Raw genomic sequence first — 12,565 nt, 5'->3', positions numbered from 1 at the left:
CAGCATGCGCTCCGTATAGTCTGCCCGGGGTTCAATTTTTCGGAACGGACTATGCCCGCTCGAGTAGTGCTGCTGGCCGCGATGGTGCTCACCGCGGTCGTCTATTGGGCCGGCTTGTCCGGCCCCTTCATTTTCGACGACCAGCCCAACCTGGAACCGATCCAGCGTTGGCTGGCCGGCGACACGACCTGGCAAGCGGTGGTGTTCGGCAACGAATCCGGCTTGCTCGGCCGGCCGGTCTCGATGGGAAGCTTCGTCCTCAGCGCCTACTTCGGCGGCCATACGACGTTCGCCTACAAGCTCGGTAACCTGATCGTCCATCTGCTGTGCGGCTTGGTCGGATGGCAGGTCATCCGTCGCCTGTTGGCCGAAGACGCGAGGCTGGCGCCGCGCGCGGATCTGCTCGCCAGCGTCGTGGTCGGCCTGTGGTTGCTGCATCCGATCAACGCCAGCACCGTGCTCTATTCGGTGCAGCGCATGGCGCAACTGAGCACCTTGTTCGTCCTGGCCTCGCTTTGGACCTATCTGGCCGCACGGCGCCAGTTGGCCGCCGGCAGGCTCGGTCTCGCAGTGCCGGGCTTGTTCCTGCTGTTTCCGCTGTTCGTCGCGGCCGGCCTGATGAGCAAGGAGAACGCTGCCGTCGCTCCGGCGCTGTGCCTGGTGATCGAGCTGGCCTACTTCCTCGCCCGGCCGGAACACAAGCGCGTGCGCCAAGCCTTCTTCGGGGTGTTCCTGGCGCTGCCCGCCATCGCCGTGTTCGCCGCGCTGTTCCTGGCGCCCGACAAGCTGATCGGCAGCTATTCCGAACGCGACTTCACCCTGGCCGAACGCCTGCTGACGCAGTCGCGCGCGTTGATGGATTACGTCGGCACCCTGTTGGTCCCGCGTACGCCGTTGATGGGCCTGTACACCGACGACTTCGCCGCCTCGACCGGCCTCTTCTCGCCGGCGACGACGGCCGCATCGATCCTGGCGCTGCTGCTGATCAGCGCCTTGGCGATCAAATTGCGCAAGCGCGCGCCGAGCTTTTTCGCCGGCTGGTTCTTCTTCCTGGTTGCGCACTCGGTCGAATCCGGCATCCTGCCGCTGGAACTGTATTTCGAGCACCGCAACTACCTGCCTGGCTTCGGCCTGATTCTCGCCGTGGTCGGCTTGACCGCGTTGTTGCCGGAGGACCTGCCGCTCAACGTGTTCAGCCCCAAGCAACTGGGCTTCCTCATCGCCGGCGGCTTCGCCGCCGCCTTCGCCATGGGCACCCTGGGCCGGGCCAATGTCTGGCAGGCCGAAGACACGATCCTGGAACAGGGGCTGAAACATCATCCAGGGTCGCTGCGCGCGCAACTCACCCGGGCCACCATTTCGATGCGCCAAGGCAATCTGCAAGGCTCCTACGACGCTTTCGCCGACCTGGTGGCCAGCAAGCACCCGCGCGTCCAGGCGGTCGGCCGGATCAGCTGGGTCACGCTGGACTGCATCAGCCGCAAGCCGGTCACCAAAGGCGAATTGCGCCACGCTATCAGTTATGCGCGTCCAAGCCTCAGCAGCTCGGAAGTGCCCGCGTTACGCTTGTTGGCGCGCGTGGTCCGCGAGCAGGGGTGCGGCGAACTCACCAATGCCGATGTCGCCGATGCCGTCGCCTCTATCCTCGACCGCGCCGCCAATCAGCCTGATACCGCCCGCGCCAAATGGCTGACCCGCTTCCTCGCCGCCGAAACCTATCTCCAAGCCGGCAATATCGCCCAGGCGCAGAAGCAGGCCGAGCTGGCTTGGAATGCCAGCGGCGATCTCCCGGTCGGAGTCCTATTGGCGCAGATCTACGCCGGGCGCGGCATGAAGCCGGAAGCCGAACACCTGGTGGTCACGCTACGTCAGCACATGAAGCCCTACGACAAGACGGGACAGGCGGAATTGGCCAAGGCCGAAGCCCTGCTGGCCAAGCTTTGACGACTCGGCGCGGCGCCCGTTACTCGCGGGCGGCCGCGCGGGCGATGACGCAGGCAACGCATGCGCCCTTGCGCCCCGCCCTTCAGGTATCGCCGGGATCTCGCCCGGCGGACCAGGCATAGGCGGCCGTCCCCAGAGCCAGTACGCCCAACTGCACGAAACGGTCGACCAGCAAGGCGCCGATGAAAGCCTGCTCGTCCACCAAAAAAACGAACGCGAGCGATCCCAGCAGCGCCTCTTTCACCCCCAGGTTCGCCGGGGTCACGCTGAGGACCAACATCAGATTGGCCAGCGCGCAGACCAGGATCGAGAACACCCAATCCCCGCGCAGCCCGACCGCATGCAGCAACCATTGCGTTTGCAGCACTTGCAGCACGAAGAACGCGATCAACAAGAGCAAGATCTTAGCCTGGCAACGCCACGGCCGGGCCATCGCCTCGTGCACCCCGACCAGTGCGGGTGGCAGCCACGAACGCAGGAACGCGTAGCTGCGCGCATGAAGCAAGGCTGCGCAAGTCAACGCCACCCCAACGGCGACGGCGGCCATGAGCCACACCGGCGCCCGGTAGCGGACCAGAACGTCGCCTCCGTGGAGGAGCACCGCCGCGACGAACAGGACCGCGCTGAGACCGATCGTCAGCAATGTGACCAGGAGGAACTGGCCGACGGCGTACCCGGGTGCCACCGCGTACTTGAGGCGCAGGATCACCAGTCGTGAGCCCATCCCCCCCAACCGAAACGGGGTCAGATAGCCGGCCAGCGACGAAGTCATGTTGATGCCGGCCGCGTCGGACCAGCCGATGCCCCGATAAGGCGGCTCCAGGCCCGCCTTGAGAATCCACGCATTCAAGCCCTGCGCCGCCACGTACGACAAGGCCAGAACCCCGACATTGCCCCAGCCGAAAGCCAACGCCCGCTGCACCACCTGAGGGTTGTGCCAGCCATACGCAAACAGCCCCGCAAGGGCGGCGAAGAACAGCGAAGCGCGTAGCCAGGGATGCTTAAACACCCAGGAACCTCGCGAAAGGCCGGGGATCGTTCCACCGCCAATGCGCCCACATCCAGCGCCGGGTCAGCAAGTGTCCGACGGCCGCCAATGAATCGCGCCAGTCGGAGAACAAGGACAGGGGGAAGCCTTCGTGAACCCAAGCCACGGAGCCCGGCAACCGCTCCGGCTCGCCTACCGCCTCGCCCGAAAGCCAGCGCCGGTAAAGATTGGCGTAGTCGATGCCCAACAGACGGGCCAGCTCGTGCTGGAGCCAGAACCGAAGGTTCACGTCGATGACGAACAAGCGGCCGCTCTGGGAGCAGCGAATGAATTCGATCTCGAACATCCCCTGATAGTCCAGCTCGGTCAGCAGCGCCGCGCCGCGCTCCAGCAGCTCGCGATGCAACTCTGCGCGCTCATGGATCACCGAAAGCGTGGAAGTTCCCCCGGGATGCGGATACTCCAGCGCCTTGGCATAGACCACGCTGCCGATCACCGTATCGGTGCGCAAGCCGCATAACGACAAGTGCCCGCCCAGCGGCGCGCTCAAGCGTTTTTGGACGACGAATTCTTCGCCGGCCCGATACCCCTGCTCGATCTCGCCCGCGCCGGCGCCCTTCTTGCGTATCTCGAAGCCCGTAAACGGATGGCGCGGCTTGACGATCCAATCGCGACCGGGCTCGCTTCCGGCGTACAGCCGGGTTTCCGGCACATCGGCCGCCAACTGGGCCAAAGCGAGCTTGTCGGCTACGCGCTCGATGGCCGCAATGCCAGCGAAAGGAAACCTCGCGCCGGCCGCCTGCAGCGTCGCGCGATTGCGGGCGACATAGGCATTCCATCGATCATCGGTGGAATAGAGCACGCCGCCGCCATCGGCCAGCAGCGAAAGCATCAAGGCGTTGACTGCGTCGTCCGTCGGCTCGGGCCGATGGAAGCGCGCTACCGCGCGGGACACGCTGCAGACGGCGCGCGAGTCCAGATCCACTACGTCGCACCGGAAGCCCTCGCGCTGCAATGCCCTGGCGATCCCCAGCCCGTTCGCACGCCCGCCGAGAACGATGTGCTTCATTTCGCCTTGACGATCATCAATATTTCGTTGCACAACACTGCGTCGGCGAACCCGGCCATGCGCGAAACGACGCCCACGAGCTTCGGCGCACGCCGCCGTGTCGCGTTCACGAGCATGTTGTCGACGTACTCGATGCGGACCAGGGCCCCATTGTCGGGAACCATCCCGCGCAGCAGGCCTTTCGTGAAACGACGATAGCGGAACAGGGAATTGCCGCGAAGCCGCTTCGCCGCGGAGACGAGCACATCGATGAAGTTCCAGCGATTATGGGCGAAAACGAACGCGTAGCCGGAGGTGACCCGAAGCTGCTCCTCGACGATCTTCGCGGATTGACGGTCGTCGAACACCACGATCAAGCCGCTGTGGAAGGTGATTTCGAATGCCGAGTCCCTGAACGGCATGTGGAAGGCATCGGCCACCACGCAGGAAGTGGCCGCGGATGCGGCGCGATCGAACACGCCCCGTTCCTTGTCCAGGCTGCAGCAGAGCGTCTGCGGCAGTTTCTCCGATAGGTAGCGGATGTCCTTGCCGCTGAACGCGCCCATTTCCAGCACCGAGGCAGGCATCAAGTCGATGTCGCGGAGAAATTCCAGCACCCGCTCGGCCCGCTTCGGCCTGGCGCCCCGATACAGTTCGATATTGCTGTCGAACAACGCGTCCCAATGATGAGATTTCATGCCGGTTTCCCCGAGGCATAGCCAATCAAGCCGACGCCGCGTTCGCGCAAGGCCAGCAACGTGGAGCAGAACAGATCGCGGCCGATACCGGCGCAGAACACCGGATGGTCGTAGACCACCGCATGCGCCGCAGGCCCGGACCGCAATTTGGAAACGATGCGTTCGGCCGCGCTGGCGGCGTCCACCCCGCGCACCAGGCAGCTTTCGAAGTACCCCACGCCGCCGGGCTCGCCGGCGAACGCGGTATTGATTTCGCGCAGGATGCCGCCGCTCGCGACCGTGTCGATGGGAATGCCGGGCTCATGGCGATCGTGCAGTTCCTCGAATCCGCACTGCGCCAACACCGCGGGCAGGCCGGAGGGCGAGTTCCAGCCCGGCGAAGAGAACCGGCGCGGGTGTTCCAGACCGACCCGCTCGAACGCCCGCAAGCCCCAGAGGACTTCGTCGCGCAGACGCTCGCCGCTCCAATTCTGCGCTCCCCACTGCCATTCGCCGTGATTGCGTCCGCCATGCAGGCCGAGCACATGACCTTCGCGCCCGGCCCGTTGCAGGATGGCGCCGGCGGTGAGGCCGACTTCGGGATTGAGCAAAGCCGTCCTCAGATAGCCGGACACCCCCATGCGCTGCATCGAGCCCAGTTTGTCCACCCGCTCTTCGCTGACGTTGGCCGGGGACGACGAACGGACCAGCTTGCGCAAATGCAGGCCGCGGGACACCGCGCGCCCCATGTTCACCATGAAGCAGAACTCCGCCTCCAGGCGTTGGGCGAAATCCATCAAGAAGGGCATGCCGCGATGGGCGCACGACCAGGTGTCGACATCGAAGCGAACGGTCAGGCGCATCGACCGGGACGCTCGCTCAGATAGCCGCGCAGTGCGGCTACGATTTCCCGGCTCGGCGACGCGGCTGGCAATGATTTGATCCGTCCGGGCTCGTCGGCGGCACGCTGTGCGAACCGCTTGATCTTGTCCGCGTCGAGGTCGGCCAGCAACACCGAATCCGACAAACCGTCCGGCCGCTCGGTCGCTTGGCGCAGCAATACGCAGGGGATGCCCAACATCGCGCATTCCTCCTGGTTGCTGCCGCCGTCGGTGGCCACCATGCGGGCGCCGCGAATCAGCCGGCCGAACGACAGGAAGTCCATCCGGTCGACCAGCGTCACCCCCGACCACTGTCCGATTTGGCTCAGCAAACCCAGTTTCTCAAGGCGCCGCCGGGTCACTGGATGCAGCACGAAGCGCACCGGCATGACGTCCCGTGCCAGGGCCTGCAGGACGCCGAGCGCGCGATCGAGCCGGTCGCGATTGAACAGGTTTTCCTGGCGGTGCATCGAGAACACCGCATAAGGCGCCTCTTCGGTCGGGGGTCCGGCGTCGGCTTCGGCGGCCACCGCCAGTCGCATCGCATCGACCAAGGTGTTGCCCTGAGTCATGAGCTTCTCGCCGCGGACCCGATCCAGGTTCGCCATGGCCACCGGATCCGGGCACAGGTGCAGGGTCGCGACCTTGGACACCGCGACCCGGATCAGTTCTTCCGGAAAAGGATGGAAGATGTCGAACGAACGCAGACCGGCCTCGACGTGCGCGACCGGCAGCGAAAACCGCCGGCCGATCATCGCCCCCAGCAGGGTGGAAGCCGTGTCGCCGTGGACCACGACCGCGCTGGTCCGGCTCCAGATGCGGCGCAGTTCCGGGGAGCCGGCGCGGCGCCAGGCCTTGACCGCCCACGCCAGCAGGGACAACCGGTCCTTGGCCTCTTCGCCCGGCACCAGCACCAGGTCGGGGTCGGGCAGGCCGAAATTGCGCTGCAGCTCGTCGAAGGTTTCGCGGTGCTGGCCGGTCAGGATCAGCGCATAGTCGACCCCTTGCCCGATGGTCTCGCGGATCACCGGAGCCATCTTGATGTACTGCGCCTTGGTCCCTACGAGGTAAACCAGCACCGGATACTCCGCCCTTAGTCCTTGCGGTAGGTCAGGCTGGTGATCTGCTCGGACACCAGCCCGATCAGGAACACGATCACCGCCGCGCTGAGCAGCAATGCCGACATGTTCGTGAAGCGGCCGTGCATGGCGTAGGTCCAGGCGTAGTGCCCCAGCCCGAGCAGGGTGAAGGCGACGGCAGTCGGGGCGAACAGTTTCAGCGGCGAGTACAAGGTCGCGATCTTGAAGATGATCAACAAGAAGCGGACGCCGTCGCGCAGCGGCCGGATATGGCTCTGGGTGCCGACCCGGCGCGCGACGTCGATCGGCACGTAGGTCACCGGATAGGCGCTGCGGAAGAAGGCCATCGTGCTGGTGGTCGGGTAGCTGAAGCCGTTCGGCAACAGGTGCAGGAACTCGCGGAACTTGCCCGCGCGGACCGCCCGGAAGCCCGAGGTCAGATCCTGGACCGAGTGCCCGGTCATCCAACTGGCGAGGCGGTTATAGAACGCGTTCGCCGCCCCCCGCCCTACGCTGGCCTGACCGGAAGCGTTGCGAGCGCCCACCGCCATGTCGTAGCCGGCCTCCAGACGTTCCAGCAGCAGCGGAATATGGGCGGGGTCGTGCTGCCCGTCGGCGTCCATGAACACGATGACGTCGCCACGGGCCTCGCGGGCGCCGCGCTTGATCGCCGCCCCGTTGCCCATCGAATAGGGCGAAGACAGGACCCGGGCCCCGAACCCGGCCGCCACCGCGGCGGTGTCGTCGGTCGAGCCGTCGTCGACCACGATGATCTCGGCCCCAGGCAGGACCTGGCGCAACATCGGCAGGGTACGGCCCAGCCCCTCCGACTCGTTCTTGGCCGGCAATACTACGGATACGTGCATGTCACCTCCCCAGGGCGCAGGATAGCCGGTGTGCGCTGGGGCTCAAACCACCCGGCTCCAGAATAGCGACACAGGTCAGCTCGCCATCCGCTGAGATTCAGGTAAAGTCAGGGTGGGGAAAACTGAGGGCTGCAATGTCCATCGCAACTGCCAATCTGGTGGGAATCACCGGCATTGCCCGGCGCTTGGTCATGGACGGCGCCCTGGACGAGGTCAAGGCGCGCGAGGCCATGACCGCGGCCAGCGCCGACCGCAAACCGATCGCCACGTATCTGGCCGAGCAACGCCTGGTCACGTCGGGGCAACTGGCGGCCGCCAACTCGATCGAGTTCGGCGTGCCCCTGTTCGACCCTTCGGCCATGGACCCGAGCCAGTCGGCCGTGCGCGCGATCAGCGAAGAACTGATCCGCAAGCACAACGCCCTGCCGCTGTTCAAGCGCGGCAACAAGCTGTTCATCGGCCTGGCCGATCCGACCAACACCGGCGCCCTGGACGAGATCAAGTTCCAGACCAACGCCGCGGTCGAGGCCATCCTGGTCGACGAGGAGCTGATCCGCCGCACCCTGGACCGCTGGCTGGAGAGTTCCGACAACCTCGCCACCACGGTCGGCGACGGCGAGGGCCTGGAAACCCTCGAAATCGGCAAGGACGAAGACATCGCCAACGTCGGCGACAGCGGCATCGACGCCAAGGGCGACGACACCCCGGTGGTGAAGTTCGTCAACAAGGTGCTGGTCGACGCGATCCGCCGGGGCGCCTCGGACATCCACTTCGAGCCTTACGAGACCGAGTACCGGGTGCGCCTGCGCATCGACGGCCTGCTCAAGCAGGTCGCCAAGGTGCCGAACAAGCTGCACGCGCGCATCGCCGCGCGCCTGAAGGTCATGGCCCAGCTCGACATCGCCGAGAAGCGGGTGCCGCAGGACGGGCGCATCAAGCTCAACCTGTCCAAGACCAAGCAGATCGACTTCCGCATGAGCACCTTGCCGACCTTGTTCGGCGAGAAGATCGTGCTGCGTATCCTCGACGGCAGCGCGGCCCGCCTGGGCATCGAGAAGCTCGGCTACGAGGACGATCAGAAGGAATTGTTCGTCGGCGCGGTGGTCAAGCCCTACGGCATGGTCCTGGTGACCGGCCCCACCGGCTCGGGCAAGACGGTGTCGCTGTACACCGCGCTCAACATCCTCAACGACGAGCAACGCAACATCTCCACGGTCGAGGACCCGGTCGAAATCCGCGTGCCGGGCATCAACCAGGTGCAGATGAACGTCAAGCGCGGCATGACCTTCGCCGCGGCCCTGCGCAGCTTCCTGCGCCAGGACCCGGACGTGATCATGGTCGGCGAAATCCGCGACCTGGAAACCGCCGAGATCGCCATCAAGGCCGCCCAGACCGGCCACATGGTGCTGTCGACCCTGCACACCAACGACGCCCCGCAGACCATCGCCCGACTGATGAACATGGGCGTGGCGCCGTACAACATCACTTCCTCGGTCACTCTGGTGATCGCCCAGCGCCTCGCCCGCCGTCTGCACGACTGCAAGCGCGAGGTGCACCTGCCGGAACACGCGCTGCTCGCCGAAGGCTTCAGCCACGAAGAGATCGCTTCCGGCTTCAAGCTGTACGAGCCGGCGGGATGCCCGGACTGCACCGAAGGCTACAAAGGACGTACCGGCATCTACCAGGTCATGCCGATGACCGAAGAAATCCAGGCGATCGTACTCGAGGGCGGCAATGCGATGCAGATCGCCGAAGCCGCCCAGCGCTCGGGCGTGCGCGACCTGCGTCGCTCGGCACTGATCAAGGTGATGAACGGCGTCACCAGCCTGGCCGAAATCAACCGCGTAACCAAGGACTAAGCCATGTCCGCGACCCGATCCGCCACTCGCGCCGCCACCAAACAACCGCAGCCCCAGATACGCCGCGCCAACCCGTTGGACGTGTTCGTCTGGGAAGGCACCGACAAGCGCGGCATCAAGATGAAGGGCGAACAGGCGGCCAAGAACGCCAACCTGCTGCGCGCCGAGCTGCGCCGCCAGGGCATCACCCCGACCGTGGTCAAACCCAAGGGCAAGCCGCTGTTCGGCGCCGCCGGCAAGCGCATCGCCCCGGGCGACATCGCCATCTTCAGCCGCCAGATCGCGACCATGATGAAGTCCGGCGTGCCGATCGTCGGCGCGCTGGAGATCATCGGCGAGGGCCATAAGAATCCGCGCATGAAGAAATTGCTCAACGCGGTACGCGGCGACCTGGAAAGCGGCCTGTCGCTGTACGAGGCCATGTCCAAGCACCCGGTCCAGTTCGACGAGCTGTACCGCAACCTGGTCAAGGCCGGCGAATCGGCCGGCGTGCTGGAAACCGTGCTCGACACGGTCGCGACCTACAAGGAAAACATCGAAACCCTCAAGGGCAAGATCAAGAAGGCCCTGTTCTACCCCGCCACCGTGGTCGCGGTCGCGATCTTGGTCAGCGCGATCCTGCTGATCTTCGTGGTGCCGCAGTTCCAGGCCACCTTCAAGAGCTTCGGCGCCGATTTGCCGGCCTTCACCCTGATGGTGATCGGCATGAGCGATTTCATGATCGCCTGGTGGTGGGCGGTGCTGCTGGGAGTGATCGGCGCCGCCGTCGCCTTCATCATGGCCAAGAACCGCTCGCCGGCCTTCGCCCATTTCCTCGACCGGGCCATGCTCAAGATTCCGGTGGTCGGGCAGATCCTGCACAACGCGGCGATCGCCCGCTTCGCCCGCACCCTGGCGGTGACCTTCCGTGCCGGCGTGCCCTTGGTCGAAGCCCTGGACACGGTCGCCGGCGCCACCGGCAACGTGGTCTACGAGAAGGCCGTCTACCGCATCCGCGACGACGTCTCGGTCGGCTACCAGGTCAACATGGCGATGAAGCAGGTCAACCTGTTCCCGCACATGGTGATCCAGATGACCGCGATCGGCGAAGAGGCCGGCGCGCTCGACACCATGCTGGTCAAGGTCGCCGAGTTCTACGAGCAGGAGGTCAACAACGCCGTCGACGCCCTGTCCAGCCTGCTCGAGCCCCTGATCATGATCATTCTGGGCGTGATCGTCGGCGGCATGGTCGTGGCCATGTACCTGCCGATCTTCAAGCTTGCTGCGACGATCTGACCGGCGAAGTATCCTGACCGCATGGCATTTCTAGATCAGAACCCCGGCCTCGGGTATCCGCTCGTGGCCGGTTTCGGGCTGCTGCTGGGCAGCTTCTACAACGTGGTGATCCTGCGCCTGCCCAAGCGGCTGGAGTGGGAATGGAAGAAGGACGCACGAGAGGCGCTGGAGCAGCCCGAGGTCTACGACCCGCCGCCGCCCGGCATCGTGGTCGAGCGCTCGCATTGCCCGCATTGCAAGCACCAGTTGTCTTGGTACGAGAACATCCCGGTGTTCAGCTACCTGGCGCTGCGCGGGCGCTGTCGCCACTGCAAGACCCCGATCTCGATGCAGTACCCGGCGGTCGAGCTGATCACCATGCTGCTGATGCTGGCCTGCGTGGCGCGTTTCGGCTTCGGCTGGCAGGGCTTCGGGGCGATGGTCTTCACCAGCTTCCTGATCATCCTGTCCGGCATCGACCTGCGCACCCAGTACCTGCCGGACAACCTGACCCTGCCGCTGATGTGGCTGGGCATCATCGCCGCCAGCGACAACCTGTACTTCCCAGTCAAGCCGGCCGTGCTCGGCGCCATCGCCGGCTACCTCAGCCTGTGGCTGGTCAATTGGATCTACAAGCAGTACCAGGTCGTGGTGAAGCGGGTCAAAGACCCGCGCGAAGGCATGGGCGGCGGCGACTTCAAGCTGCTCGCCGCGATCGGCGCCTGGGTCGGGCTAAAGGGCGTGCTGCCGACCATCCTGATGTCGTCCCTGGTCGGCGCCGTGATCGGCTCGATCTGGCTGGCGACGAGGGGGCGCGACATGGGCGTGCCGATCCCGTTCGGCCCCTACCTGGCCATCGCCGGTGCGATCGTGTTCTTCTCCGGCGACGCCCTGCTCCAAGCCTATCTGCGCTTCGCCGGCCTGGCCTGAGCCGATGGCCGGGTTCTGCGTCGGCATTACCGGCGGGGTGGCCTCGGGCAAGAGCGAGGTCACCCGGCGGTTCGAGGCGCTCGGCATCGCGGTCGCCGACGCCGACGTGTCCGCACGCGCCGCAGTCGCGGCCGGCAGCACCGGCCTAGCCGAAATAGTCTCGGCTTTCGGCGCCCAGGTGCTGGATCGCGACGGCGGTCTGGACCGCGCCGCGATGCGCCAACGCGTGTTCGGCGACGATCACGCGCGCAAGCGGCTGGAAGCCATCGTCCACCCGCTCGTGCGCGAAATGCTGCAACGGCAATGCCGGCTGGCGCCCGGCCCTTACGCGGTGGCGGCGATTCCGCTACTGGCCGAAGGCGGCGGACGCGAGGCCTATCCCTGGCTGCAGCGCATCCTGGTCGTGGACGTGCCGGTGGCGGTGCAACAGGCCCGGGTCATGCAGCGCGACCGCATCGACGCCGAACTGGCCCAACGCATGATCGCCGCCCAGGCCACGCGCGAGGCGCGGCTGGCGATCGCCGACGACGTGATCGTCAACGACGGCCCGTTGGATGACTTGCAGACCCAGGTAGCGGCGCTGGACCGACGCTACCGCGCCCTCGCCGCCGACGCCTGACCGCCGCCCTCGTGGCGCGGCTTTCTTGCCGTTGCCGCTGCAATTGCAATTGCAATTGCAATTGCCGTAACAGCTTGGCGTCGCATCGACCTGGCGAGAATGCCCTGAAGCCCCGGAGGGCGGCCCACAGGGAGGCGAGCCGTGCGCAGCCAGGCCGAGGATGGCCGGTGCGGAACAGCCCTGCGCACGCTACGTCCCATAGCGGCTTTTGATCCGAAACCGCCATGGCGTTTTCTTTGATTACTTTTGAGCGAAGGAAATCCAGTAGGGCTTTGTCGCTTTGGACAAAGAAAGTGACTCGGCCGCTTGCGGACGGAAGCTTTGCTTTGAAGCTTTTGTCCATAGAAGCCGGCGCTACGGTTTCGTAGCTTCGATCAATAGCGAAGGCGTTGATTTCTCTGCGCGTCCCGTGGTCGCGGC

At 65.6% G+C, this 12,565-nt stretch carries 11 protein-coding genes; 5 read left to right on the top strand and 6 right to left on the bottom strand.

Going from position 1 to position 12,565, the window contains the following annotated elements:
• Positions 1 to 51: 51 nt before the first annotated feature.
• The gene (locus tag TX83_RS03015; RefSeq protein WP_141233331.1) at positions 52 to 1,944 is read left to right on the top strand and encodes a hypothetical protein; all 1,893 of its coding nucleotides are present in this window, start codon (positions 52 to 54) and stop codon (positions 1,942 to 1,944) included.
• 82 nt (positions 1,945 to 2,026) lie between these two features.
• Here TX83_RS03015 and TX83_RS03010 read toward each other — a convergent pair whose 3' ends face one another.
• From TX83_RS03010 to TX83_RS02985, 6 genes are read right to left on the bottom strand one after another with little or no spacing between them, the layout of a single operon-like run.
• Positions 2,027 to 2,953: a lysylphosphatidylglycerol synthase transmembrane domain-containing protein gene (locus TX83_RS03010; RefSeq protein WP_064746442.1), complete on the bottom strand. Its 927-nt coding sequence runs from the start codon at positions 2,951 to 2,953 to the stop codon at positions 2,027 to 2,029.
• A complete protein-coding gene (locus tag TX83_RS03005) occupies positions 2,946 to 4,001 on the bottom strand; it encodes a hypothetical protein (RefSeq protein ID WP_141233330.1) in 1,056 nt (351 codons plus the stop codon). Before TX83_RS03005 ends, TX83_RS03010 begins: the two co-directional genes overlap by 8 nt.
• Positions 3,998 to 4,678: a hypothetical protein gene (locus TX83_RS03000; protein WP_141233329.1), complete on the bottom strand. Its 681-nt coding sequence runs from the start codon at positions 4,676 to 4,678 to the stop codon at positions 3,998 to 4,000. The genes TX83_RS03005 and TX83_RS03000 overlap by 4 nt, the downstream gene beginning before the upstream one ends.
• On the bottom strand, positions 4,675 to 5,520 hold the full coding sequence (locus TX83_RS02995) for a hypothetical protein (RefSeq protein ID WP_064746439.1): 846 nt from the start codon (positions 5,518 to 5,520) through the stop codon (positions 4,675 to 4,677). The genes TX83_RS03000 and TX83_RS02995 overlap by 4 nt, the downstream gene beginning before the upstream one ends.
• On the bottom strand, positions 5,511 to 6,617 hold the full coding sequence (locus tag TX83_RS02990; protein WP_064746438.1) for a UDP-N-acetyl glucosamine 2-epimerase: 1,107 nt from the start codon (positions 6,615 to 6,617) through the stop codon (positions 5,511 to 5,513). The genes TX83_RS02995 and TX83_RS02990 overlap by 10 nt, the downstream gene beginning before the upstream one ends.
• A gap of 14 nt (positions 6,618 to 6,631) precedes the next feature.
• A complete protein-coding gene (locus TX83_RS02985; protein ID WP_064746437.1) occupies positions 6,632 to 7,483 on the bottom strand; it encodes a glycosyltransferase family 2 protein in 852 nt (283 codons plus the stop codon).
• Between the two features lie 134 nt (positions 7,484 to 7,617).
• Between TX83_RS02985 and pilB the strand changes: the two genes are divergently transcribed.
• Genes pilB through coaE form a run of 4 tightly spaced genes read left to right on the top strand, consistent with a single transcriptional unit; the run spans position 7,618 to position 12,145 of the window.
• On the top strand, positions 7,618 to 9,342 hold the full coding sequence (gene pilB / locus TX83_RS02980) for a type IV-A pilus assembly ATPase PilB (protein WP_075574968.1): 1,725 nt from the start codon (positions 7,618 to 7,620) through the stop codon (positions 9,340 to 9,342).
• A 3-nt stretch (positions 9,343 to 9,345) separates the two neighbouring features.
• Positions 9,346 to 10,617, top strand: a complete 1,272-nt coding sequence (locus tag TX83_RS02975) for a type II secretion system F family protein (RefSeq protein WP_064746436.1) — start codon at positions 9,346 to 9,348, stop codon at positions 10,615 to 10,617.
• Positions 10,618 to 10,638: 21 nt separating this feature from the next.
• On the top strand, positions 10,639 to 11,526 hold the full coding sequence (locus TX83_RS02970) for a prepilin peptidase (RefSeq protein ID WP_064746435.1): 888 nt from the start codon (positions 10,639 to 10,641) through the stop codon (positions 11,524 to 11,526).
• A 4-nt stretch (positions 11,527 to 11,530) separates the two neighbouring features.
• Positions 11,531 to 12,145: a dephospho-CoA kinase gene (coaE, locus tag TX83_RS02965; RefSeq protein WP_064746434.1), complete on the top strand. Its 615-nt coding sequence runs from the start codon at positions 11,531 to 11,533 to the stop codon at positions 12,143 to 12,145.
• Positions 12,146 to 12,565 lie beyond the last annotated feature (420 nt).

The sequence above is a fragment of the Lysobacter antibioticus HS124 genome (assembly GCF_000336385.2).
GTDB classification, from domain to species: domain Bacteria; phylum Pseudomonadota; class Gammaproteobacteria; order Xanthomonadales; family Xanthomonadaceae; genus Lysobacter; species Lysobacter firmicutimachus.
This window is presented reverse-complemented; position numbering and strand designations above follow the sequence as displayed.